The 24,712-nt window shown below is 51.7% G+C and carries 20 protein-coding genes and 1 pseudogene; 2 read left to right on the forward strand and 19 right to left on the reverse strand.

Annotated elements, in window-relative coordinates; all coding sequences use genetic code 11:
* Positions 1-564 precede the first annotated feature (564 nt).
* Positions 565-1,719 carry a type I restriction endonuclease gene (locus HOY33_RS01340; RefSeq protein ID WP_172287885.1) on the forward strand — a complete coding sequence of 385 codons (1,155 nt, stop codon included), beginning with the start codon at positions 565-567 and terminating at the stop codon, positions 1,717-1,719.
* Positions 1,720-2,302: 583 nt separating this feature from the next.
* Positions 2,303-2,515, forward strand: coding sequence for a hypothetical protein (locus HOY33_RS01345; RefSeq protein WP_172287493.1), 213 nt, complete (start codon positions 2,303-2,305; stop codon positions 2,513-2,515).
* A 17-nt stretch (positions 2,516-2,532) separates the two neighbouring features.
* Here the strand turns inward: HOY33_RS01345 and HOY33_RS01350 are convergent, their stop codons facing one another.
* The 19 genes and pseudogenes from HOY33_RS01350 to HOY33_RS01445 form a co-directional block, all read right to left on the reverse strand.
* Positions 2,533-2,682 (reverse strand): YHYH domain-containing protein, encoded by a 150-nt coding sequence (locus HOY33_RS01350; protein ID WP_172287887.1) that lies wholly within the window; start codon positions 2,680-2,682, stop codon positions 2,533-2,535.
* A 112-nt stretch (positions 2,683-2,794) separates the two neighbouring features.
* Positions 2,795-11,101, reverse strand: a complete 8,307-nt coding sequence (locus HOY33_RS01355; protein ID WP_172287889.1) for an LPD38 domain-containing protein — start codon at positions 11,099-11,101, stop codon at positions 2,795-2,797.
* A 102-nt stretch (positions 11,102-11,203) separates the two neighbouring features.
* A complete protein-coding gene (locus HOY33_RS01360) occupies positions 11,204-12,529 on the reverse strand; it encodes a hypothetical protein (RefSeq protein ID WP_253906904.1) in 1,326 nt (441 codons plus the stop codon).
* 9 nt (positions 12,530-12,538) lie between these two features.
* Complete coding sequence (locus HOY33_RS20480; RefSeq protein ID WP_216660360.1) at positions 12,539-12,931, reverse strand: hypothetical protein; 393 nt, start codon at positions 12,929-12,931, stop codon at positions 12,539-12,541.
* Positions 12,931-13,311 carry a hypothetical protein gene (locus HOY33_RS01375; RefSeq protein WP_172287891.1) on the reverse strand — a complete coding sequence of 127 codons (381 nt, stop codon included), beginning with the start codon at positions 13,309-13,311 and terminating at the stop codon, positions 12,931-12,933. Before HOY33_RS01375 ends, HOY33_RS20480 begins: the two co-directional genes overlap by 1 nt.
* An 8-nt stretch (positions 13,312-13,319) precedes the next feature.
* Complete coding sequence (locus HOY33_RS01380) at positions 13,320-13,985, reverse strand: hypothetical protein (protein ID WP_172287893.1); 666 nt, start codon at positions 13,983-13,985, stop codon at positions 13,320-13,322.
* An 8-nt stretch (positions 13,986-13,993) separates the two neighbouring features.
* The gene (locus HOY33_RS01385; RefSeq protein ID WP_172287894.1) at positions 13,994-14,359 is read right to left on the reverse strand and encodes a hypothetical protein; all 366 of its coding nucleotides are present in this window, start codon (positions 14,357-14,359) and stop codon (positions 13,994-13,996) included.
* A complete protein-coding gene (locus HOY33_RS01390) occupies positions 14,360-15,136 on the reverse strand; it encodes a hypothetical protein (RefSeq protein ID WP_172287896.1) in 777 nt (258 codons plus the stop codon).
* Complete coding sequence (locus tag HOY33_RS01395; protein ID WP_172287897.1) at positions 15,136-15,699, reverse strand: hypothetical protein; 564 nt, start codon at positions 15,697-15,699, stop codon at positions 15,136-15,138. The genes HOY33_RS01390 and HOY33_RS01395 overlap by 1 nt, the downstream gene beginning before the upstream one ends.
* Positions 15,700-15,701: 2 nt before the next feature.
* Positions 15,702-16,829: a DUF1983 domain-containing protein gene (locus HOY33_RS20765; protein ID WP_172287899.1), complete on the reverse strand. Its 1,128-nt coding sequence runs from the start codon at positions 16,827-16,829 to the stop codon at positions 15,702-15,704.
* On the reverse strand, positions 16,826-18,451 hold the full coding sequence (locus HOY33_RS01405; RefSeq protein ID WP_172287900.1) for a hypothetical protein: 1,626 nt from the start codon (positions 18,449-18,451) through the stop codon (positions 16,826-16,828). The genes HOY33_RS20765 and HOY33_RS01405 overlap by 4 nt, the downstream gene beginning before the upstream one ends.
* A gap of 107 nt (positions 18,452-18,558) precedes the next feature.
* Positions 18,559-18,993 (reverse strand): hypothetical protein, encoded by a 435-nt coding sequence (locus tag HOY33_RS01410; protein ID WP_172287902.1) that lies wholly within the window; start codon positions 18,991-18,993, stop codon positions 18,559-18,561.
* A pseudogene (locus tag HOY33_RS01415) lies at positions 18,994-19,425 on the reverse strand (recombinase family protein); the annotation flags it as partial.
* 45 nt (positions 19,426-19,470) lie between these two features.
* The gene (locus tag HOY33_RS01420; protein WP_172287904.1) at positions 19,471-21,216 is read right to left on the reverse strand and encodes a prophage tail fiber N-terminal domain-containing protein; all 1,746 of its coding nucleotides are present in this window, start codon (positions 21,214-21,216) and stop codon (positions 19,471-19,473) included.
* A complete protein-coding gene (locus HOY33_RS01425) occupies positions 21,213-21,878 on the reverse strand; it encodes a DUF6682 family protein (protein WP_172287905.1) in 666 nt (221 codons plus the stop codon). Before HOY33_RS01425 ends, HOY33_RS01420 begins: the two co-directional genes overlap by 4 nt.
* Before the next feature lie 8 nt (positions 21,879-21,886).
* Complete coding sequence (locus tag HOY33_RS01430) at positions 21,887-22,477, reverse strand: hypothetical protein (RefSeq protein ID WP_172287907.1); 591 nt, start codon at positions 22,475-22,477, stop codon at positions 21,887-21,889.
* Positions 22,478-22,480: 3 nt separating this feature from the next.
* Positions 22,481-22,924 carry a hypothetical protein gene (locus HOY33_RS01435; protein ID WP_172287908.1) on the reverse strand — a complete coding sequence of 148 codons (444 nt, stop codon included), beginning with the start codon at positions 22,922-22,924 and terminating at the stop codon, positions 22,481-22,483.
* Between the two features lie 67 nt (positions 22,925-22,991).
* On the reverse strand, positions 22,992-23,375 hold the full coding sequence (locus tag HOY33_RS01440; RefSeq protein ID WP_172287910.1) for a hypothetical protein: 384 nt from the start codon (positions 23,373-23,375) through the stop codon (positions 22,992-22,994).
* Positions 23,376-23,436: 61 nt separating this feature from the next.
* Positions 23,437-24,654, reverse strand: coding sequence for a N4-gp56 family major capsid protein (locus tag HOY33_RS01445; protein ID WP_172287911.1), 1,218 nt, complete (start codon positions 24,652-24,654; stop codon positions 23,437-23,439).
* Between the last annotated feature and the right edge of the window lie 58 nt (positions 24,655-24,712).

Consider the following 24,712-nt stretch of genomic DNA (forward strand, 5'->3'; position numbering starts at 1 on the left):
ACCCGCCGAGTCGGCTAATTGGATTGCACAACTGTTAAGACCTGTCATTTTTATCAACATTCAAAGGTGAATGGAGCAACTTATTTACCAAATTATCAATAGATAATTTTCTATGCTGATATAAAGCAAAGGTTTACAATCTTTGCTATAACAATAAAAATCCGGGCAACAGTCTTATATCAAGGCTTACTGAATTGAATAACAAAGGGCTTTCTAAGTCCGATATGACTCGCATCGCAATGAGTGTTAACAGACAATTACTGGTTGGATTAGAACTGGAACAATCAGTAAAACATCCGCATTGGCAGAGGCTAATTGCGTTTCATTCGCATGAATTCGTTGGTGAAAATACCGATGAAGGTTCTGGAGCAAAGTAACGTGAACGGCAGATGCTCAATTTATCTCGTCAGTTTCCGGTGTATATGCGAGATCGCATGATCTATCTGTTTCAAGTGTGACTAAAGGAATAGACGAATGTATCGAGAAATATTTGCGGACAGATTCAAACAGGAAAACAACCAATATTTATTTACTAACAAATAATTACCTCTGTGGGAGGGATGAATGGAAAGTTTTAAGGCTCGGCTCAAAAACCACATTGAGCATGTTAAGAAGGTCTGTGAACACTGTACGACAGAAGAAACGACCAAGCAGGCATTGATTCTACCATTCTTAGATATTTTAGGTTTCAATGCATATGATCCGCAAAAAGTAAGAGCTGAATATGGAGCAGATTTTCCCGGAGTAAAAGCAGGTGAGCGCGTCGACTATGCGCTATTTTGCCAAGGCGTCCCCGTAATGTTTATCGAAGCAAAATCTTATCGCGAGAAGATAGACAACCACTGTCCACAACTCTCTCGATATTTCAATTCAACTCCTGAGGTTACCATCTCAGCCATTACCAACGGTGTAGAATGGCGGTTTTTTACTGACCTGAAAGAAAAAAACATTATGGATCCAACACCGTTTTTGCGGATACGGATGGATGATGTTACTGATTCAGATGCAGAGCAATTATTTCGATTCCGGCATGATAAGTTCAAGCCAGAAGCTTTACGTACTTTAGCCGAAGAGAGTGTTTACATATCGGCATTTGTGAAAGTTATAAGTACAAGCCTTAAAGAAGTTGATACTGAATTTGTACGTTATGTAGCTGGACGAGCAAATATCGGACGACAACTCAATCAGCGATTTATAGATTCGATAACTCCTCTGGTGCGGCAGGCTGTCGAGCGCTCAGTTAGCGCGATGGTTGTATCTGGTTTATCTTCGAAGTCACCAGCTACTGAGGAAGCACCTGGCAGCAAAGTGGAAGAGACGGCCTATGTGGACGAACGATCTGATCTCATCGATCCAAATAATCCAAATATCATCACTACATACAATGAACGGGTGTTATTTGAGAAGATTGCATCAATAGTCGGGCCTGAGTATGAACTGCAACCAAAGGATACTGAATCCTACTACTCTATATTGTTCCAGGGTAAGACGAACCGATGGTTGGTTCGCTACCATGACAAAAAGTCCCGTTCCTCAATTCAACTCCCAATTGATATAACGCCAATTATCAGCAATGAAATCAAGAGAGCAGGACTTGAATGTGATAACAGTAGAATATTCATAGAAAATCCAGAAGATGTTTTAAGGATATCTGGACTAATACTTGATTCCTTACAGTACGCGCAAAACGACGAAAACTTTAGGAAACGCCGATCATAACGTAGTAATAGATACGCTAACGCTTCAAACTGGCGCAAAGCTGGTTTCCTCCAATTCAGCGGAGGTTGCCAGCTGGATTGCGTCAGACGTTTTTTATTAACGCGTTCCGCTTTCAGTACATCATATGGGATGACGTGCCAACCATCACTGACTGGGCATCTTCAAGTCTAAACTCTAGCCTGAAATTACGTCTGGTTATGATGCCACCTGTTTTATATTCTAAGATGGTAATATCACTTCTATTCAAGTGGCCAAATTTACTATGCCACTACAAAATGACAGATAAGTATCTGGATACACGGGCGAAAAGAATCGCCTATTTGTAAAAAGACTGGATATTGAATTTCGGACAAATTTCGGACATTCAAAAATAAAATCATTAAATATCAATAAATTAAAAAAAGACCGAATACGATTCCTATAGCTGAGAAATTATAAATATTTCTTTAAATATCAATTAATTATCATGATTTTTGAGCTTTAGGTACCTATCAACACCGTTCTTTCATGATCAACAATATCAAATAGTTATGAACTATTTCGGAAAAATTCGGGAAATTTTCGTTCAAGCAAAAGGATATTTATGTCATCCACCGCCTTTATTATCTGCCTAATTCTGGCCGCCGTCATGGTCACTATTCATCCCGTTTTTGCTATTCCGTTTGGAGTCGCTGCGCTGGTCATCACCGGAAAGAGCAAAATGCACATGGATAGCGAGGGAAGTATTATCGTCGGGATCGTGGGATTTATTTTGTTCCTGGCGCTAGTTATGTGCGTCAGGAACTGGTTGAAGTGAGTTCCATATTCAGATGGTTAGCGCTTTTTGTTATGACAGTGATAATCCCCCGTTTTGTGATTTGTATGGCAACCGTTGGCATCTGTCCCACCAGAATGAGCGAAAGCACTGCTTGCTGTCATAGCCAGAAAACCAGAAGTAATAATAGCGACAATCAATTTTTTCATTTTGAAGTCCTTGGATTAACCCATCGCGCCCTAACGCGCATAACCAAAATGACACACATTAGGCCTGCGATTATTTAATGCCGGTCATGTTTTTGTTCTTTCAGATGCTGGATCACTCAAAGTACGGATTAACCCTCTCCACTGCCTGGCTATACAACTTATTCCGCTGCGCCATCATGTGATCGATTCTCACCCTTTTCTCATCAGCCGATAGCGTACGATCGATACGTACCATCTCGATACGGTCGTTTAGCTGACGCACCACCTTTTGCGTATTGGTCAGCTTTTTACGTTGCGCCAGGATGCTACGGTTTTCTTCCAGCAGCTCGTTGGCATCATCAACTTGCCCGCGCTTACGGTAGGCATTAATTGTGCTATTGATCTGGTTAGCCTTGGTCATCATCTGGTAGAAGTCATCCGCAAACTGGGTAGACTTCGCCGGGTCGGAGCCGCGCAGGAAAGACTTGATTACCGGCAGTTCGTCCAACCGCAGCGCGGGCGTTTCGCCATTATCTCCGAACTGGCGCGCCATGATATTGGTCGCCCCCAGAACGTACGCGCCCAGCGTACCGGTGTAACCCTGCACTACGTGATCCAGCATCTTCGGTGACATACCGGTGGCTTCACCAATGGCTCGCATCATCAGGCTGGTCTGATCGTTGTAGCGAGCCTCGGCCAGCAGATTCTGGTCTGCCATATTTTCGATCGGCCCACCGCGGAAGAAGTCATAATTCACGTAGGCTTCAGCGATCGGTTTGACAACTTGCGGAATGGGGTTAAATGCCATGGTTTCTGCAAAATTACGCGCCATAACCTTGCCGAATTTTCCTGGCGTCTCCTCACCGCCGAGAGTACGGACAAACCGCTCAGGCAACGTGCCAAACATCAGGCCGATCTCGAATGGTTTCGGGAAGCGGATATGCTGACCACCGGGCAGCCACGCGTGCCAGTATGCGTTTTTATCCCAATCGGGTAATTCTTCATACCGCTCATCGTCCCAGTTCATAGCCAGCAGGCTAAGCGATAGCCCCGCGATATATCCGCCGCGTTTCAAGACTTCTCGTGGATCTTCTGCAATTGCCCGGCCCAACTTGCTCATACCCTGTAACCGCGCATTAAGGAACGGTACAACGTCCGTCAGGCCGATAATAACCTTACTGGCCCCCATCATGCTGAAGTCCATCAAGTCACGCGCTTCAAACGCGGCCTGCGCCCGGCTTTTCCCCGCCTTTATCGCAGCATCATAAGTCGCCACGCGATTGGCGTTTTCCGCGCCCTCGCTCACCTTCCGGTATTTATCCCAACCCGTTTCTAATTTACCCAACACTTCTTTGCTACTGCGAACGATAGTGGATTCGAATTCCCGGATCTGGCTGTCGTTATAACCCTTGCGGCGCAGCACACGGCGAATATTGGCAGCAGTGCCGGCCGGATCATACACGTTGACATACCCGCCACCGAACGTCGCGCCGGCAAACATCATATCGACCAGCGTATCATCGGTTTTCATAGCCTTGCGCAACCCTTCCCACGATGAGCGCACAGCCTTGAAGCCGTCTTTATTGATGGCCCAGGAATGCAGCGAGTCACGCATAAAGTTTCGAATGATGAAATCCGGCATAGACGTGGTGCCGATGGTCAACACCCGTTTGGCCTGCCGTGCAGCTCGCATAAATACTGAATTGCTGCGCTCAAGGTCAATCATGGTGAAAGCAAGGTACAGATCCGGATCATTAACCTGAACCAGTTGTTCCAGCCCATCGACGTATACCTTGACTACATTTTTCCCAATCCGTTGGTAATCCATCTTGTTAGGGCTTTCAATGACTTCCAGCATGCCGGTATCGACCAGATTTACCACCGACCGTCGCATTGCCTCATTCTTCATCGAGGCATCAACAGATTTAGCAACGTAGTTAAACAGGTTTTCGATCGGGTCTTTGATGGTCAACTCAGAGCCTTTCAGTTTGCGCACAGTGCTGCTCTGGTTGGCAATGCCGCGCGTTGTCCAAGGACCATGCGTCTCGCCGTTCTCGGCTTCGCGGAAATACGGCAGATACCAGGCATCCTCCCACGTTGCGCGACTTTCCGGATCAATCAGTCCTGTATCCTGCTGAAAATCCAGAATCGACTTAATGAAGGCGTCATATTTTTTCTTCTGATCGGCGAACAACTTTTCGTTACCCTGATTCAAAGTCTTCATGTAGGCGATTTCATCCGCCGTAAAGTTGTTCTCCCTGCCCTCCGCCATCAGCCGTTCGGAGCGATGACCAGCGATCCATTTGAGGAAGTTTTCACGATGATTGCCGAGTCCATCGAGAATGCCCATCAATGAATCCGCCTTTCCGGTACCGGGAATACGCTCAGTGATGCCCTCGGCTTTGTTGTAACGCACCAACCCATGCTCCAACACCGCCGCGGTGACGGAACCGGAACCCGCAGACATGCGCGCCGCCGTGTAGCCGGAAACCGTCGCATCAGATTTACCGGCGGCATCCTCGGCGTACTTTAACGGTGCCAGACCATCAAATGTTTTAGTATTCAGTTTGCGGAAGGTTTCGCTCCACCACTGCTTAAGCTCCGTCTTGTCCTTGTCGGTCGCTATCTGATAGAAGTCTTTGGCTTTATCAAACCAGCCCTTTTCGACATTGAAGCCCATTTTACGGGAGGTTTCAGCGTCCATTGTCGGGTTGCCGGAGCGGGAGTAGAGCGCCTTGTTCTTGCGGATATCGTCGGAAGAGAGTATATTTTTATCTGAACCGACATCTGGTGAACCACGCTGGGGCAATTGCAGCCCTTGGGTCGTACCAGATGAAGGCTCAGAACCCTGATAAGAACGCTCCTCCTTGGGCAATCGAAGCCCCTGCGAATGAGGGTTATCAGGGTTTTCTTTTTCTCGGCGATACAATGCCAGCCCAGCATCTTCCATTCCCTGAATTTTCACCATCCCCCCAACAGTTCCGTAGACAGATGCTATTCGATTCACATCAATGCGCTTCAAGGTAGCATTCATATGGACAGCGGAAACCACCGGGTTCCCGTTCGCGTCGCTGGCCTCCAGTAGCACCACCACCGCATTATCCTGCGTAGCCGATCGGTACACCGCCACCGGGTCATGCATCAGTTCCGGCAATCGTTCAATCACATCCATCGGAACGTCATGCTTCACGCCATTGGTGGCCTTACGCACCGTGTCGCGCGAGATAACCATATTCAGATTCGGTGCGCCCAGCGCCCGCAGTACCGGCGGCGTCCTGCCGATTTTGATGGACATGTCCCCGGATTTCAGCGACCGCATAGCCTTATCCAGATCGGCGCGATACTGCTCCGCCTCCGCTGTCAGCGGCTTGAGCGGATCAACGTTATCGTTGCTCTGGGAATAAAGCGCATCGGCACGAGAGAAGGTATCTTCATAAGCCCGCGTACCCGGCTGCTCGTTGGCGTACATCGCCGTCTTCTGGAACCGACCGGTGATGGTACGTAGGATACTGCGGATCTCCGTCGGTGTAACATTGATGCCCGCGTTGATAATACCCGAGCGGCGCAGCGCGGCAGTCAGCATCGAGACGAACCGATCCCACACCGCCCCCAGCCCGGTAAGTTCCGTACGTTCAGCCATATGCGCCAGAAACTCATTGGCCTGTGTCTCCAATGACTCCTGTCCATAGGATTGTTCTACCTGGCGCCAAACATCCTGAATGGTTTTATTCTTGCTATCGCGTGTCTGGTGTAGCACCCGCATAATGCGGTCGTACTCCACGTCGCCAATCACTGACGCCAGGCCATGATGAGCAATAATTTCATGTCGCAACTTGGCACGTAATTCGCAGGGATTGGCGATGTTGTCGGCGATGAGGATCACCCGGCTAAGCTCCGGCTGATAGATGGCATGCACCGTGCCGAACTCTGCCGGAATACCGTTGGGCATCATGGCCGCCGCTTCGGCCTGCGTCTGGACGGCCTTCACTTTGATTTTGGCGGCACCGTTAAGGTTGGAGACGAAAAGGTCCGACGCCAGTTGCACCCGATCCCGGGTCATGCCCTGAGCAGGTTTGCTCCCGTCTCTGCTAAAACTGCCATCGTGAATGATATTGCCGCCGCCGATATCGGTGCCAGCGCCACGCACGCCGATGTTGTCACTCTCGCGGGAATAGAAGGCAACGCCTTTATCGGTTTCCCGAGTTTTCAGCGTCTTAAACAGATTGTCGAACGCCTGCCGGATACCGCCGTCCATTTCCGCTTTGGTCGGGTAGGCGTGAGTATCTGGATCGGATGCTTCGGGATCGCGGATGTTTACTAGGTAGTCATTGGTGATGCCTTTCGACGCAGCCTTATCTTTCGCATACGCCTCGAATGCGCGGGCGGCCATTTCAATATCGGTTGACCAGTAGGCCTTGCTTCGCGCCTCATCAAGGACAGAAGCTCGCTTCGTCATTCCGCTGTCGCCGACCGCCTTCATGACGTCACGGAACGCTTCACGGACTTCGATCCGCACGTTGCCGTGAAGGAACCTGTCTCTTGTCTGGTATGCATCGCCACGCCCTGCATTGTCGTGACCATTCCGGTTGGCCTGGCCGAAATAATTGTCCAACGCATGGAACCACTCATGCGCCAGCGTGCCGGAACCTTTCGCTTTGGTGATATTGATCACCACTTCGTCCGGTTCATAATGCGCTTTGGCCGCGCCCTTACCGCCCTTACCACGCGCGCCGAATGCCAGCCCCAGTTCACCATTCAGGGATAGCGCCTGCGCCGGCACATTCACAACGTCGGCCAGATCGCTCAGTGCGTCGTAGGCTTCATTCAGATCGGTCTGCCGGCGCGCGCCCTCAACGTAGTTGCCGAATTGAACGCCGCGGAAACCAAATTTCTCCGTGAACTGTTCGGGAGAAATGTCACCTTTGCGCGGCGACGGCCCAACGCGCTTGCGGTTTTCCGGATTGCGCTGTTCCTCGCGGGAAATCTTGCGCAGTTTTTCCAGCTTTTCTTCCAGTTCAGGGCGGTTATTTTGCAGGTATGCGCGCGCCTCACCTGCGTTTTTAAACCCGGATTTCAGCGGCAAGACACCCGCGCCACCTTTGTACCCTAAGAAGATCTGCCCGTCGGCACGGCGAACGAACGTTTCGATTTTCGACTGTTTGCCACCTGCTTCGCCTTTCGCCCCGATTGCCATCTTGATATAGGTCTGCGCCTTAGGGAGAAATTTATCCATGGAGTCGGCAGTTATGCCAGATGATCGGCCGTCCGGGCGAACCAGCGTGTAGAATTCTTTACCGTCGGGATAGTCCTTGCCTTCAAACTTTGTGAAGCGCCCGTGATCGACTCGATACCTGGACGCTTCACGCATTTCAGACGGAGGGAATTTGGATACCAGATCGATTGAACTCAGAGTACGGGATAAGGCCGGGCGGGACTGCATATGCTGGCGGAAGGTTTCACGCGAAATATTGCCACTCAACAGGTCATTAGCCATACCCTTGATGGTTTTAACGGTACGGCCCCACCCGCCAACCTTATACGGGGAACTGGGTTTGTTGGGGATCTGCCCGCGCAACACCGCCAACGCCGCCAGCGTGTGGTTGTCCACGCCGTCCTCCGCCATTTTCTCGTATTCAGGGTGTGGGAATATCTTGGACAGCGGCTGCGCCTTGATATCATCGTCAGTGTCGGACCTCTCCATCGCGCTGGAGAACTGCCCCCATCGATGTTTAGCCGCACCTTTGATTTCTTCGCCAAAGTCGGTGAGCTTTGGTCCTCGCTTCCCTGTGGCCACGGTATCTGTTGCTGGCAGGCGCACGCCGTAACCATTCCCGACAGGCTCTACTGTTGCCCCCGGCATTTTCGCCCAGCGGGACGCCTTGGCGACTCTTTCATTGGAGTACGGTTGACCAGGCGCGTACAACTTCAACTCACCGGTCAGTGAAGCGTCGCCGTCGGCGGCTGCGCCGACAGGAAGAACATCAGTTCGGCCACCGGCAGCAGGTTGTCCGGCAACGGATGCCATACCGGTTCGCTGTACAGGATCTCCGCCTTCATCTGGTTGAACTGCTTCCGGGTTATCAGTCCCTTGCTGCGCAGGAACTTGAGGCAACGCAGACTGCTCATTTCGTACGTTCGTGGTTTCGGCATTACGGCTTCCTTCAGTTGGTTCCGGTGGCAAGCGGACGCCGTAGCCATCGCCGACCGGTTCGATAGTCGCGCCAGGTACTTTCGCCCATTGCGTGGCGCGTGCCACCCGCTCGCTGGAATAGGGCTTGTTGCCCGCGAACAATTTCAACTGACCGACCGGCTCCCCACGGGCATAGGCTTCCGTCTGTCCATCTACAGGCACACCACCGATGCGATGGCGATTATCTGGTAGACCAGCAGGAGCTTCACTGTCAGCCCCCATCGCTTCGGTAAATTCCCGTGTCTGCCGCTGGGCGCGCGCCTCGCCCTGGCTGAACTGCGGCGGCTGCGCCGTCTGCCCTTCGTCGATCGTCGGCGCGCCAGCGAAGATGATGTTTTTGTCTTCAATGGCATTCGTTGGCACCGTTTCGCCCTCGATGGTACGGGCGGCCCGGCCGACTTCGTTACCGCCTGCGGCGGCGCGCTCCGCGGGGATGTACTGCTGTCCGCGCACCTGTTCGCCAGCATCAAATTGCGGTCCATCACCAGCCTGAACCTCATCGACTACCTGGCGCACCTCTCCCGGCATGGCAATAACGAAGGTTTGCCCCGGCGATGGCAGACGCGGGTGACGCGCGGCGATAATCTGCTCTGCGCGCTCCAGCGCCGCCAACTCTTCCGGCGTGTAACCCTGGTCGCCCTGATCTATTTGCTGGCGAATTAGCTCGTCGGCGGTCGGTGCTGGCTGCTGCTCGGCCAATGCCTGCTGAACTTCATTATCTTCAGCAAACCCCTGAATGCGCGGATCCTGGCGGAGATAGGCGGGAGTATCACGGAATTCATCGATACGACTTTGCGGCGTGCCGGCAACATTCTCCGGAGCGAACTGCTCGCCCGCTGGCTCGGCCACCCCGGCGACAGTCCCGTTTCCCGCCAGGGAGTCACTTGTCGCAGGCTCTGGCACCTCGCCACCGACAAGTTGCTGCCCATCTGTGGGCTGATTGGCATCACTAGATTGCGGGGTTTCTTGCTGCTGACCGGATCGCCCGCGCGCGCCGCCCACCGCACCAATTGCACCGCCCATACCGGCGCCAACCACCGCGTTGTTCGCCCCGATTTCAATCACGTCCTTCATCGGGTCAATATTCTGCCCGACCGTATCAATGAGCTGCTGGTTTTGGGCGTAGCGTTGGCCGGCCCCCTGCGCAAACTCCGTTGCCCCCTCCACCGCAGCGCCGGTTGCCATTCCAGACAGAACACCGGATGCAGTCCCCTTGCTGGTCAATAATTTGAGTAATGTATGGTCACCCAATGTTGATGCGGCGATATTGATAGCCAGCAGACGAGGATCGCCGGTTACTGCGCTGGCCGCCTGATCTGCTACCTGATTACGGGCTAAAGCCAGCTTTTGGCTATCGGATAAGGCTACATTGTTGGGATCGGCATCAATACCATTAAACGCCGTCTGGAAAGTCGGACTCTGCATGAGTTCGTTAAATGACAGGCCATTAATCTGCTCACGCATATCAATACCGCCAGATCCTTGAGCGGTGCCAGCCATTGCGCTAACAAATGTTGTTTTGCCTGCAACGGCGGCGGCGCGATCGGCTGTCTCTTTTGCAATCTGCCGGGCGGCTTCTTCCGGCATCGTCTTGCTCAGTCGATTAAAGACGGAATGCTCAGCCATTTCTCTGGCGGCACTGGCACCCAACTTCGATAGCGCACCGCCTGTAATAATCTGAGCAACCGGAGGAACCGCATTCATAAACCAGGCGTCTTTATCAAAGAGCCCAGCACCTGCTTTAAGATTGCCATCCTTATCGCGTTCAACAAACGGCATTGCCGCCGCTTCTTTGGCGCCGTCACTGTAGGTATCTTTGATTACTTTTGAGGCGCCGCCGGCCAGTTCGCCAACTTTCCCAATCACAGCATTACCAACAGAAGATAACGGGTTACCCGCATTATCGCGCATGACCTGTACCATTTCGTTGCTCAGGCCAAGAGGATTAGGGTTATCCGCCGCCGCTTCAGATACTTTTTGATCGATAGCCTGATTACCCGCGCGAAACATCTCACTTCCCGCATTAATCATATCCAGCGGAACTGTTACGATGGCTTTACCGATATCACCCAGCGTCACGCCCGGGTCTTTCTGCACAGTTTTGCGGCCATAGGCTTCGCGGGCTGCCCTGACCTGTTCCCAGTCAAAACCCGAACTGCCAGACTCGCCTGGTTGCCGGATGTTAAGCGTTTCTCTATTACCGTTGTTTTGTTGGTCTTCCGGGCGTTGCTGCTGCGGATCATAGGCCATTGCTGACTCCAGAATGTGGGCATAAAAAAACCGAGTCAGCCCTTTAGGGCGTAACTCGGTATCTTTGGGGAATTTAGCGCGTTATAAATAGGGATGGAAGCGTCACCGCTGATTAAAATCTTTCATCTGCCTCAACTGGTTGGCAATAGCAGAATCACCACTTTGTGCTGCTGGCTGCTGCACCTGTTGCTGCTTATTCCCCGATGCTGATTGCTTATACTGCGCAAAAAACGCCATATCGTCGGGATTATTTGGATCGGGAGCCTCGCCAAACTGCTGTTGATACTGCTGGGCGAACATCTGGAATTCCGGATCTTGCGTAGCACTCTGCGGCTGAACTTGTCCGTATGATTCCCTTACTTGCTGCTCCAGTTGGTCATATTGCGCATTGATCGCCGCCATAGCCTGCGGATCTTGCGCTAATGGGTCTGCCAGTGCTTTGGCTCTTGCCTTTCCAACATCCAGCAAATCTTTACGCAGCCCTTTCGCTTCTTCACGCACTGCGGCTTTATCTGGCGGATTGACCATGTTATTGATGAACTGTGCGCGGCCGCCATGATTTAGCTGACCGACCATCTGTCCGTAACCGCGAACTTCATCCATCAATCGTGTGACAGGGATTGGCGCTATAGTATCCTGCGGGTCAGATGAACCATATCGAGTCATAGGCTTGAGCGCTGCCGAGCCGTCGCTGTATGTGACTTTCAAGGTTGGGATTACGCGCTGACCATCTTCAGTTAGACCTATGTGAGCAAGCTCCTTGCCCTTGATGGTTAAACCAGTAGCCGGATCTTTATCACCGATACCACGTTGAATATGAGGCGATAACACTTCATTGACGGCGCGGATCGCTGCTGGATCGTTGTAATCCATATTACCATTAATAACCGCAGGCATAATTCGGTTGATTTCCATGACGTTCTTGATGGCCTTTTCGCCAAAGAAGCGCTTGGGATGAAGAGAGTTATCCGGTGAAATTTGCTTGTAGAGATCGGGATCAATGTTTCCCGTTTTTTCAAGTTGATCATATAGCATTTTTACTGCCGGCATTTCATCTTTAAGGCGCTGATCCCTCTGCTCCTGGTTCATTTTGTAGTTGTATTCATCTTTGCGCATCTTCAGCTCTTGGGCGCGCATACCCAAACCGGCCCGTTGAATGCCCAACTGTTGCTGTTCCAGTGTTTGCCGTAAACCAAAACGGCGAGCATCTTCTTTGTCCAGATTCGTCTGTCTCTCAAAATTACGACTATCAGTTTCCTTACCATGATCGAACTGCTCACGCGCTAAACCAAACCGCCGATCTGAATCCTGCTGTTGCTGCTGAACCTGCAAGCGCCGTAACTCCGATTCTTCTCGACGGTTAATGGCCGCATCTGTGGTATTGAATCCCGCCAAGAATCCATCAGCCAATCCTCTTAAATCTGCCATAATGCCCCCTTAAAAAAACCGGCTGGCCAGCAGGCCGATAGCCGCGCCGATACCCATACCGATAGGCCCGCCCCATGAACCGGCTGTTGCTCCGGTCGCCGCACCCGCGCTCGCTCCACCGGCTGCGGCTGCCGTCCCTGCTCCGGCGGCTGCACCGGCCCCCGCACCTGCTGCTGTACCTGCGGCGGCACTCCCCGCGCCTGCGGCCGCACCATACCCGGCGCCAATGGCTGCACCAGTGCCGGCACCCATGCCAACCATTTGCATCTGCCCCTGCTTTTGAGCTGCCTTAATTTGCTCATTGGCGGCCTCTCGCTGTTGTTCCAGCTCGGATGCCTGTTGCATGCCCTGTAACGCCTGCTGGCGTGTCTGTGCCGCGATATCAATTAACCCGTATGCCATTATGAATCACTCCCAATGTCCAGAAGGCTACGCAACGACGTCGAACCGCCGGTCAAAATGCTCATTTGCCGATCGGTTTCAGCCTCACGAACGCCATTTTTCGCGCCAGCCGTTGCCAGTGCTGACTTCAACCCCAGGCTGTTATCCTCACTATTAGTCTGTGACGAGGCGCCATAACGAGCCTGCTGATTTGCAGCGCCAACCGTTGCCGTATTGAGTGCCTGCGTCTGGGTGGCGTCAGTACGGGCAAGTTGGTTGTTCATCAGTTCCCCGCTGGTTGACATCTCCATCAACTCTTGCAGTTTGGGATAATATCGATTCACCCAGTCCGCATATTGCTGCCGGGTAATACCGGCAAACGTATCTGATGCATAGCCCATGAATTACCTCAATATTTCAAGTTGGAATAGTTGTTTCCATTCCATGAATTGTTACCGCTTAGCCCGCCATATACACCGCTTGATGATGCTGTCGGCGTAGTCGTTTTTGCATCTGACAAGCCATACGTCCTCGCTGCTGCGCCGCCCAGCGCGCCAACCAATCCTTGCGTCGCTTGCGTCTTGGCTAATGAGTTTTGCGCGTCAGATATCGCCTTTTGCTGAGAAGCGGCCGCAATGCTCTGATACCCTTGCAAGGCTTCGGCCTTCTGACCTGCTCCCATAGCTTGAATATCCTGCAATCCGGCGACATATTTATTCTGCTGATCGGTCTGCGCCCGGCTGGTTGCGTCAATAGTTCCTGATACCTGGTCTTCCGTCAGATCGCTTAACGCCGACTGGAACTTACCGCTGCTGGGATCAACGCCGGCAGACGCTAATCCGGATGCAGCCTGCTGTCTGGCGTGGGAGAATTCCTGCTGATAGCCCAGATTGACATCACCCGCGATGTTGTCGTATTTCTGTTCGTCATTCAGCGCATCGACCTTTTCCATGAACAGGTTTTCGTAAGGTTTCAGTTCGCTCTGATAGAGATCCCACTGTTGCCTTGCTACATCCGCAGCGGCATGCTGCTGGGATGTTTCCTTAATCTCGTTACTACCCTTGCTACCGCCCATTGTTCACCTCATACCGGTATCTTGAATGTCATTGATCCCTCTTCATCAGGTAATCGCTCAAAGCCTAATTTCTCCGCAATCCGAATGAAGCCCTTTCGCGCAGTATTAAATTCAATCCATCGTCCGCCAGCCATCCGGGTAAGTGTTTTCACCTCATCCAAATAGCGGGAAATACTTTCCGGTTCCTCACTGACCGCCAGCCAGATAAAAACATAGGGAACCCCGTTCCTCATTTGTGGGCGTAACACTATTCGCCCCCGATCAGTACCAAAGCAAAACGCCTGCTTTTTACGGCAGGCGCTTTGGATTTTGGTAAGCAACTCAGGTTCTCCGACATCGGCAGATACCTGATTTATTAACTGTTCGATAGACATTTACGCTTCCAGGTCATACGGTACGGGGTAATTGGTGGTGTCGATCAGATAAAGCAACGTAGTTCCGGTGTTATTGTAGATATATGGATAACGTTCCCATCCTCCTGTTAAATCAATCCCAACAGGCACACCAGTCAATGTTACTGTGCTGCCTTTCATCCATGCGCAAACTTGAAAGTGATAACCCATGACCTCCCCGGTATTCTCTTGTCCGTCATTAAGATATTCCGAAGCCATCTGCCGATGAGTAGATTGCGCAACAGCATATTTAGAATCTGTATAGGCCGTTGATATTTGATAAGGAGTAAAACCTACAGATGGACTATATGCTGGTTTGCCTGCCGGTATCTCAATAACATCAGTGATATTCAATATGTGCCATGAGCTATCGAATATTAGCCCGTAGTTGGGTTTAAATAACTGTAATCCTGACTTCCCTTGCCAGTTCGGTGTAACACGAGCAAACACATAAACTTCGATATACTGACCAGACTGAATAGACAGGTCATGCCACATGCAGAGATTTCCCGACAGATCTACCGTACATCTGGCGTCCCATCCTTCAGTGTGAATGGCGAAAAGCAAATCTCCGTATTCCCCAATACGTTTTTGAAAATTGAATAGCCGCCGGCTACTTATCGCTTTCATGCCCCTCGTATAATAAATCCAACTATCAGCAGATGTGATCTTTATGCTTTTAAGCAATACGTAAGGTTTGTCTTCATTGGTAATTTGCAATGTTCTGCTGTTATTAAAAAGCTGGACACCCGCCGGCATTACACCACCCCATAAACAATTCTATGTCCGCCAATAAAAATCCATGAATAATCGCCTAATACATTATCTCTCCATCCTGACAGATAACGATAGCTGAGCGTCGTGCCTTCTATTACAACATCCGGTTCACAAAAACTGCGAAATGGGCCTGGAAAGTCACTTGGCCCAGCATCAAAACTCATTGTTGCACCATTGGAGTAATATCTTATGCCCTCCTTTATTGCACACTCTGCGGCATTAATACCTTGAGAATTTAGCCATTGATAAGCGGCATTTTGGGTAGATATAGCATTATTGAGATAGTTATATTCATTAAGAGAAATATTGTAAAAAGGCTTTCCATAGGCGAATTCCGGTACAATTATGCTGCGCCAACTAAAAATATCATCACTGTTGTATCCCTGTCCGGCCAATTCGCTCGGCATTTTGTCCCATGAATTAGGAGCCATCCATACCCCCGTTTCAATTTCTCCCAAAATATTCAAGCAGCGATTAGTTATGTCGATCACCGCTTCGCTGGGATCTATCGCGTCAGGGCTCCAGATTTGCAGACCAGCAGGCATTTTTAATCCCAGATACCAAATCGTGCGATCATAAAATTATCCGCATCAAAAACCTGTATTATTCCGTTATTCCAGATCATTCGCTGACCACTCAAAGCTGATTTTATTTCTATCTGCCCCGTCGCCGAAATACTCACCAACTCCCCAAACGTCGCATTCCCATGTTCATCAACGGTAAATCCACCGCTCTCAATTGTGGAAGTTTTGATATTGACAGCGGTCAGCGTGGCGCCGACCTTTACGGTATCGGCCGTAATGGTCTGGGCTGCCAAGATCTTGACTACCGCGTCCTGCGCGATCAACTGATCCAGAACCACTTTGCCATCGACCACAGCAAACGGAATGGCATAGGTGCTGTCATCATTCGGATTGTTGGGATCAAAGATAAAAAACTGGTTGGCCGCCACGGCCACCTGTGACGTGCCATCGCTGTTTGCCACGATGCCGATTCCGGCGGAAATTTGGCCTGCCTGGGTCTTGGCCGTCCACATGGCCTTAACGCCATCAAGAGTGGCAATGGCCTGAGTGTTTTCTTGGACTGCTGCCTCGTTAGTGGCAGTTCGTTCTGTTAATTCCTCAATCAGCGGCGACTGATTCAACTGCTCCTGCACCATTTCAACTATTGCTGCCGGATCAACATGAGTTTCCGCGTAACTGCCGGCCGAATCGTTATACGGGCCGGGTTTACCGAGGATGTTGACGTGCCGAATCCAATAGTAATAGCCCGTCGCCGGATCAACCGGGTCGCCGTATACGCCCGCCGCAGTGGTGGCGATCAGCACGGCATTAGCCAGATTATCTTCCGAGTAGCGGTAGATTTCCGTCAGCGAGCGTCCCGAATACTGTGGCATATCCCATTCCAGCAGGATGTAGGCAAAACCGCCTGTCGTCTTAAACCCCGTTGGACGCGTGGGCGTCTGCACCTTGCTGTTTGAAGATTCGCCACTGTCGCTGGTTCCGGGCGTCAATTTTGCTTTGCCACCCAGCATCCGCAGGTTCGCCAGCCCGAGCGAAGCTAACTCCGCATATGTCACCGCACGCTGGCTGCCGTCGCCACGTTGGCCTGTCATGGTCTGAATGTTTTCGGCTACCGCATCTATGTCAGTGCCGGAACGCCACTTACTGCTCACGCCGGCATCTCCTGCATTGATGTAGACAACGTGATGCGTTCCACCTGCGCACTGCCGAACACTTCAACCTGCCAGCGCTTGCCACGCAGCGGCGGGAGTTTCAACAACGGTTCCCGCAGGCTTCCCGGCGGCAAGCTCACTACCATTCGACCATCTACGTATAAAATCAGCCCAACGGCGACCGGCGCATCGGTCATCACCCGTAGACAGGAAAAGGACGTATTCGATGGAGCCAGGTAGATCTTTGAACGCCAGCGGAAATTAAGCGGCAACGCGCCATCGCCCAGCGTGTGGAGAGCCTTTCCTTTGACGATATACAGCGTATCCCCTGCTTCATCGTTATAGGCTGCGTCAAACGTAGTGGAAATGCGCCGTATGTCCATATTGACCGGATCGAAAATAAACCCGGCGACGCCGGTATCCGTGTCATAGAGCGCCAGATATTCGTTTTCAACACGCCATGCCCGGATGGATGACGGGTTGAAATCACTGCGCCACTGTTTCGCCTCGATGATGTTTGCCGTGGCGATCTCTGCGGCGCCGGCGGCACTGATCGACACCAGTCCGTTAGGTGAGGCGTACAGCGCGAAACCGTCCATTGTGACCATGCTCTGCCGCGATACACACGACAGGGCTATGATCGGGTGATTGCTGGTAATGTTAGACGGTGCGATGCCGGAGAAAATATAAGGTATGCCCTTGGTGCCCACCACCAGAGTAGTGCCGACCGGGGTAATGGCGACGATTTCATCCTGCGTGGTCTGCTTATTGCTGTCTTTCCACGCATACGGAAGGTAGGCCTCGCTAAACATCACCTGATTGCCCATGAAACCGGCTGCTATGCCATTGCTCATCATGCACAGCCCAATCATTCCGTCCGGCGGCATGTAGTAATCGTAGGTTTCCAGCGACGCACTCAGATCAGCATCGCTCTGATCATCAACAAACGAGGCAACGGCAATTTCCAGTTCCGCGACCAGCAGAAAATCAGCGGATTCGGTGCTGGTCGCCGAGCGATAAATGCGCCGATGTGTGATGTTGTTGTTCTGCGATCCAGGCGGTTGCAGCGTCAACGTCACAGTGCTGTCGGGGTAAACAATGGTTATCTCTGCCGATGCCGGGCCGGGTGGTCCCTCTTCGCCGTACGCAGTGACATAGGTTTCCGTGTAATAGCGAGTCTCATCGTCTGTGGCATCATCTTCCCCTGCATCCGCTGGCGGCGTGATTGATGCAATGACGATCGGGTTTTCCGGAGCAGGAATGCCGAGCCGGAAATAAGCGGCTGGATAGTTGTCGTTGCCCGCAGTCGCTATCTCTGCGCTGGTAACCTTTGGAAATTCGCCGTCGGTATAGTACACCCGGTCATAGTCGTCATTCGCCACCGGACTACGGATGGCGTCGACAATCTTGTTCCATGCGAACCAGAAATTATCCCGGTAGTGGAATATGGTTTGCGGCGCGATAGAGAATGCCTTTTCCCGATCGGTATCATCCGACGTCGGCGTGATAACGCCGTGCCGAAAATGACAGCCCTGCGCCAGCGTCGCGTTGGATTCAGGCAAAAGATGCCCGACGACACGCGGCATCTCGCCACGCATCGTGGTGATATCAATGGTCGCCATGGGGATCCTGATGATGGTATAAAAAGGGCATAAAAAAAGCCCCGCGGTTTAAGGCGAGGCTTGGTATCTTTGGGAAATTTAGCGCGTATTGTGGATCATGGTAAGACTTAACAGATAATGGATAAGTTGATCGTTTCGGTGTTCAGCCGCTCGCGAATTTTATTCTCCAGTTGATCCACCTGCCTTTTAATTGCTTTATCGCGCATTTTATTCGGCAAAAATTTTGTCCACCAGCTTTCACCAATATCATCAATGTACGCCCATTCAGTAATACGAATATCGATTATCCTTATTAACTGTCTATCCGTTCCGGCCGGTATATAACAACGCCATGGCATTTCATCTATAACTACAGAAGGATCGCACTCCAACGTTAACATTGCACCATAACCACCAAAGATCTGCTCCTCATTCGTTTTACGAAGTGTTGGGCTATCGAAGCAATTTAATCCCTGATCTCCACTCACTGTCGAACAACTATAGATTCCAGACTCAACGATGGATAGTGCTGACGACGGGGATGTAACATGGTAAAGCCTCATTCATAATTCCTTATTTACTGGAAAATGTTTGTAAATCGTTTTTGTTGTCACGCCGCAAACATTTGCGACTTGGTAACGTGTTGATCCATTCTCAAGCATCTGACGTGCATGTTCAATAACGGTTCCCCTCATGACGCGCTTGCGGCCACCAATGCGACCTTGCTTGCTCGCAGCGGCCAGTCCGGCGCGTGTGCGCTCGACTATCAGTTCGCGTTCCATTCCTGCCAATGCCGACATAACGTGGAAAAAGAATCGGCCCGCCGGTGTTGATGTATCAATGCTGTCTGTAAGGCTGCGAAAATGAATGCCACGATTTTGCAGATCGGAAACCATCGTGATCAAGCCACGCACACTGCGTCCCAGCCGGTCGAGTTTCCAAACCACCAACGTATCGCCGCGTTTCAACCGCCGAATTGCTCGGCGCAGTCCGGGCCAGCCGATTGATATCCCCACTGGCCGCTGGATTGATATTCGTGTTCAAATGCCAGTCTCTGACGAATCGGAATTACTGCCTGATGAATCATCAGACAAACCGTCAGACTCAGATTGATCTGGCTCCGGTGTATCTGGCATAGACAGACGTAGGTCTATCCACCGGCCAGCCGGTGTGTCCATTGGCTCTCCAGTTACAGTATTTCCTGTTTCAATATCAAATTTGCGCGAACTAACACGCACAGTGATGTCGCCGTTCTCCGCTGTTTCTGTATCAACAAAACAGAGACGGTTGCCGTTCACGTCTTGGGGAATTTCGATCGTCCAACCTGTCTTTGCAAGACCAAGTGAACCGCTGACGAGATACATTCCAATGTCTTGACGTTCCGCTGTAGCTCCGCCCGCTTCATCATTTACTGCGCCGCATCCTGCCAGGACAAAATTATCGGATAACCAATTGTCCGGCATTTCATCTGAATTATTTACCAGTCTCATAATCGGTGATGCGGTTTTCCAGAACCCATTTGTATCCGCCACAATCCCTGCCCCATTAATTTTGGGGCTACCGGTTAGTGCGGGGCTGTTCAGCGTTTTGTTGTTCAGCGTTTCAGTACGGGCCAATGTTGCAACGCTTGTAGATGTGTCAAGTGGGATACCCAATACAATTTGACCCGTTGCGTCACTACGTACAGTTCGGCAAAAGATCTGCATAAGGTTAGCAGATGAGCTGTAAATCGCTTTCCACTTTCCTACAACACCATCTGCAACATTACCAAGCGTCATTTCTGGCCCTGGGTATGATGGCGTAGATATCGACGGATTCGATGTGAATGTTTTTACGCCTGCAACAGTCTGTTCGCCGGTTAGCATCACTGCTGTACCGGAAGTCGCTACATTTACACCGTTGAGACTAAAGGTGCCTGCAACAACATTAAGTGTACCTGACCCCGGGGCGCCCGTTCCGCCGCTGGTAATTAGCCGTGCCGCATATACAGAATTACCATAACTGTAGAAATCGACATATGGCGTGTTTGCCACACCGTCGATTCGTCCGATCGAAACACCGCTATTCCCCACTGCACGTAGTGATATTTGCTGTGTAAACGTTTTAGCCCCAGAAATCGTCTGATTAGTATCCGTCAGAACAGCATTACCCAAACCCAGGTTTTCGCGACTTTCAGCCGCATCGGCCAAATCAGACAAATTTGCAGACTTTTTCATCGCGCCGTCGAGCGTATTCTGTGCGCTCGCCGCGGCGGTCTCGGCGGCATTTTTCGCGTCCGTTGCGCTATTGGCGGCAGCGGTCGCCGATGCGCTGGCGTTCTGTGCCGCAGTGACGGCGGCGCTGAGATTCTGGGCGTATTGTGCCGCGGCATCCCGCGCTGAAACAGCAGTCGCAGCAGCATTCGTTGCGCTGGTAGACAAGGTCTGCATCTCTGCCAGCTTGGTCGTGACGTCTGCCTGGATCTCTTGAAAATAGACGATTATCTGCGGCGTTACGGATTGCTCCAGCGCAGCTTGCGCCAGCAGGTCGTTTATCGTTGAAGGCGTGGTGTCTTTAGTGATCGATACAGAGCCGTAAAGCATGTTCTGACCGTTGGCCTGGATCGAAATTGAGTATGAACACAATTCCAAAGGAATCGAATACGCGCCGGCGTCATTGGTGATTACCGACGCAGAAAACCCGTTCAGCACGCTGTCGCCGTTGGTTAATGCGGTAAATGTGACCTCCGCATTGGGCACAGGGACGCCGTCCGGCGTCACCAACACGCCGCTGATCAATACGCTCATTGTGCGCTACCTCCCTGCTGTTGCGGCGGGGGAGCACCGGCACCAGGCGCATTATCAGTCTGGGATTTCACACCCAGCAGATCAACAAAGGTTTGATAGTGCTGCGAGGATAATTGCGCATTGGCGCCGTTCTCTGCATCTTTGCCGAAGGCGCGGAACAAAATCCACTCAAGAACGGGGTTGATATACAAGTCGTCAAGCGGAAACGCCTGGTTTGTCGCCGAGTTGAGATCAGAAATAGTGGCAGTTGACGGGAGCCGGGAAACATTGATTTCCAGTTGTGTCCCCTCTTCTGCACCGGGGAAAACAAAGAAAGTACGCGGCGTTTTCCAATCGTAGCAATAGCGCTCTACAGGGCCAATCATGCTATGCCAGTCAGGGAACTGGTAATCGAGAGATTCGCGTGGGAATGGAAGCACGGCTTTGCCGCCAGCAACTCGGACAACGTCGAGTAATCGAATAGCGCCTTCCGGCAGTTCCTGCCGTGTACCTGCGGCGCATGTGAACGTTTCTTCCGATAACCCGGCATCCGGACGAATGATGATGACGGCATTGATCGCGTCGTTGAAATAATCCAGCAGCTCAGATTTAGTCCAGCGCAACCATTGGGGATCAATTAATTGCGCATTCGCTCGTCCAATCACATCATTGATTGTTGTCATATTGGGTATCAGTAGAATTCATGTCGACGTACCGGATTATGAAAACCGGTTTCATGAGAGTTATTGAGGGCGTCGCGGTAGGCACGACGATAGCCATCAATGAATAGGGTGCGGAAATACTGCGCCCGCTGAGGATCGCTCCACGGCCTTCCTGGCATCAGATACAAATCTTCTAGCGCGCCAGCGACGATTACGTCCATATAATCGTCTGCCAGCACATCCGGCACTACGCTGGCATTGCGTCGTGGTTCAACGGCGAAGATAATTTCAACCTGGGCGAAAGCGTGGTTAAACGCCAGATGATTGGCCGATATCACAGTAAAGTCGATACCGGACACCAATGTATGCCCTTTCGCGTTGGCGTTGCTCACGCTGTAGTCTTTCACGCGCAAACGCTTGACGCATTTCACCTGTTCGCTTTCCGTTAGCACATGCGTAACGCCTGGCACAACATCTGTCAAAGTCAGACTATCCCGGCAAAATAATGACTCACGACAGAATGTTATCGCAGCCTCCAGCACAGACTGCCGCATCATCAGATCCAGCGGGCCGCTGATATGCTTGCGGATCGCAGGCAGAAACACGTCAAGCGCAGCCATGATTTACGCCTCCGCTGCGGCTTTGGCTTTAACGGCCTCACGGACGCGAGCACGGAAATCATCAACCTTTTCCTGCGCACCCTTGGTCAGATCCAGATCTTCCGATTCAACCAGCGTTGCCAATTGCGCAGACGTGAGCTTCGCCAGGTCAATATCTTCGCCGCCGATAGTCACCACCCAACTGTTGGTTACGGCTTCCGCCTGCAAACGCGCTAATTCTGCGGCGGCCGCTGCGGCTTTGGCTTCTTCATCGGATACCTGTTGATTCAGCGCGGCGTCTGCCCGGGCGGACTCAACCCACACAGAGGGAAACGCCAGCAGTTGATGCGCGATGTCGCTGTCAACATCGACGGGTTTCAGACGCGGAAAAATAAGACGACTACCGGTTACGGTATCGCGTTTCTGCTTCTTCCCGCCGATATAAGTAATTGAGATTTTCTCAGCCATGACTCTGATCCTTAAAAAGATGAAGCCCGCACAATGGCGGGCCTCATAGGGTTAACAGGAACGGCGGTTAGTAGCCGACGGCGGTGTATTTAACCAGCACCACCAGTTCGCCGGTCGCCGCGCCTCCGGCAATCGTTGCGGTAATTTTTTCACCTGCAACAACTGTGCTGTACGGTGCAACCGGAACAGACTTAGCGACAGCCGCGGCGTGAGAAGCAGCAGCAACCAGCACATGATCGCCACTCTTGATTTCAACGGTGACGTCAGCGCCCAGCGCAGAACTGATAACGTCCACGCCGTAGATACGCATACCGATCGGCAACTCAAGCAGTTCGACGACATCGTTAACCGCCGCTGCCGCCAGAGTAATGCGGCCCTCAGCAATCGACAGATTGCCCTGTGGACCCTGATAAACCGCGTCACGAATGGACGGGGCTAAAATGGTAGCCATAGTGTTTTTCTCCAGAATTCGGTTTATAAAGCGGGCCGGAGCCCGCAAGAGGTGACAGGGGTTAGATGTTGATCGCCGAGTCTACAGCGATGATGCCGTGGTCATTCAGGCGGCCATCTTTCTGCTTGAACTGGATCTTTTTCAGACCGTTCACCCAGCGAATGGACACTTCCGTACCGTTGCCATGATCGACTTTCTCTTCGTGATAACCGAAGTGACCACCACCTTCACCCGAACCGTAAGCATTCGCCAGCGCCTGGCCGCCCAAAAGCAATGCGCGGTCAATCGTCGTACCGGCTTCTTTCTGGGATACCGTGCCCGCCAAATCATTGTTGGACACGCTCACAGTCGAACCCGCATTAAAGCGGATCGGCATCCCGGTGTACTTACGCACCAGAATATTTCGCCACATTGCGCACTCGCCTTTGAACAGCGGATGATCAAAGCCTTTGGAGCGTTGAACTGCACGGGACAGCATAGCCTGCCAGTCCTTGCCAGATGTGGATGTGTACCAGTCATTCCACTGGCGCGGCGTAACGTTCAGGATGTAGTACGGATCCTCATTCGCCAGTTCGTCTTTCGACATTTTGACCGGCTGAAGCGGATGCGCCATTTCATCAATGAACAACGACAGGTTATCAACTACCGACAACGAGAACAGATCGGCAGCGTCCAAACCTTCAAACGTGGTCGCATCACCGGCATAGAAATGGCGGTCATATGTTGGCGGCAACACATCATTGATCATGATTTTGCCAAACTCGTTGTGGCTAGCCAGTGGCAGAATGGTGTCGTCAGCAATAAAATCGCCACGCGCACCGGCCAGATGAACTGTTGCACACTGATCCTGAAGGTCATTGAAGTACGTTCCCAGCAGGGTACGCGCCGTTTTGTTCAGGTTATGCTTGAAGCGCTGTTCCGACATTTTCCCGCCGGCATCCACCAGGTGACGCCCCTGATTGATTTTGAGCGCGAAGTCGGCGAACGCCAGATTTTCACCGCGTCCCGCCAGCTTCTCATCCCCCATCGTCGGGCGCTTAGACAGTTTGTGGACGATCTGCATATCCACTTCATCACCTTTGTTCTTTTGCAGATCGGTGATGCGCACCACCGGTGCGGTATAACTGGTTTGTTTAACGCCTTTTTTATCCGGCGTAACCGCCTTTGGCGCTTCCTGCTGCTCGGTCAGGATGTTGACGAAAGAGCGGTTGCGGTTGGCTGCGGTAAACAGCGCAACCTGCATCAACTTATTCGCCTGGGCAGTGGTAATCGTAGTCATGGTGACTCCCTAGAAATGAAAAAACCCGCACGGCGGCGGGTTTATGGGGTTTCGGTAT

The sequence above is a fragment of the Brenneria sp. hezel4-2-4 genome (assembly GCF_013155275.1).
In the GTDB taxonomy this organism is placed as follows: Bacteria; Pseudomonadota; Gammaproteobacteria; order Enterobacterales; family Enterobacteriaceae; genus Brenneria.

Excerpts from the sequence above, each read along its gene's own strand:
- HOY33_RS01340 (WP_172287885.1), top strand. The coding sequence starts at position 565 with ATGGAAAGTTTTAAGGCTCGGCTCAAAAACCACATTGAGCATGTTAAG.
- HOY33_RS01345 (WP_172287493.1), top strand. The coding sequence starts at position 2,303 with ATGTCATCCACCGCCTTTATTATCTGCCTAATTCTGGCCGCCGTCATG.
- HOY33_RS01350 (WP_172287887.1), bottom strand. The coding sequence starts at position 2,682 with ATGAAAAAATTGATTGTCGCTATTATTACTTCTGGTTTTCTGGCTATG.
- HOY33_RS01355 (WP_172287889.1), bottom strand. The coding sequence starts at position 11,101 with ATGGCCTATGATCCGCAGCAGCAACGCCCGGAAGACCAACAAAACAAC.
- HOY33_RS01360 (WP_253906904.1), bottom strand. The coding sequence starts at position 12,529 with ATGGCAGATTTAAGAGGATTGGCTGATGGATTCTTGGCGGGATTCAAT.
- HOY33_RS20480 (WP_216660360.1), bottom strand. The coding sequence starts at position 12,931 with ATGGCATACGGGTTAATTGATATCGCGGCACAGACACGCCAGCAGGCG.
- HOY33_RS01375 (WP_172287891.1), bottom strand. The coding sequence starts at position 13,311 with ATGGGCTATGCATCAGATACGTTTGCCGGTATTACCCGGCAGCAATAT.
- HOY33_RS01380 (WP_172287893.1), bottom strand. The coding sequence starts at position 13,985 with ATGGGCGGTAGCAAGGGTAGTAACGAGATTAAGGAAACATCCCAGCAG.
- HOY33_RS01385 (WP_172287894.1), bottom strand. The coding sequence starts at position 14,359 with ATGTCTATCGAACAGTTAATAAATCAGGTATCTGCCGATGTCGGAGAA.
- HOY33_RS01390 (WP_172287896.1), bottom strand. The coding sequence starts at position 15,136 with ATGCCGGCGGGTGTCCAGCTTTTTAATAACAGCAGAACATTGCAAATT.
- HOY33_RS01395 (WP_172287897.1), bottom strand. The coding sequence starts at position 15,699 with ATGCCTGCTGGTCTGCAAATCTGGAGCCCTGACGCGATAGATCCCAGC.
- HOY33_RS01405 (WP_172287900.1), bottom strand. The coding sequence starts at position 18,451 with ATGGCGACCATTGATATCACCACGATGCGTGGCGAGATGCCGCGTGTC.
- HOY33_RS01410 (WP_172287902.1), bottom strand. The coding sequence starts at position 18,993 with ATGAGGCTTTACCATGTTACATCCCCGTCGTCAGCACTATCCATCGTT.
- HOY33_RS01420 (WP_172287904.1), bottom strand. The coding sequence starts at position 21,216 with ATGAGCGTATTGATCAGCGGCGTGTTGGTGACGCCGGACGGCGTCCCT.
- HOY33_RS01425 (WP_172287905.1), bottom strand. The coding sequence starts at position 21,878 with ATGACAACAATCAATGATGTGATTGGACGAGCGAATGCGCAATTAATT.
- HOY33_RS01430 (WP_172287907.1), bottom strand. The coding sequence starts at position 22,477 with ATGGCTGCGCTTGACGTGTTTCTGCCTGCGATCCGCAAGCATATCAGC.
- HOY33_RS01435 (WP_172287908.1), bottom strand. The coding sequence starts at position 22,924 with ATGGCTGAGAAAATCTCAATTACTTATATCGGCGGGAAGAAGCAGAAA.
- HOY33_RS01440 (WP_172287910.1), bottom strand. The coding sequence starts at position 23,375 with ATGGCTACCATTTTAGCCCCGTCCATTCGTGACGCGGTTTATCAGGGT.
- HOY33_RS01445 (WP_172287911.1), bottom strand. The coding sequence starts at position 24,654 with ATGACTACGATTACCACTGCCCAGGCGAATAAGTTGATGCAGGTTGCG.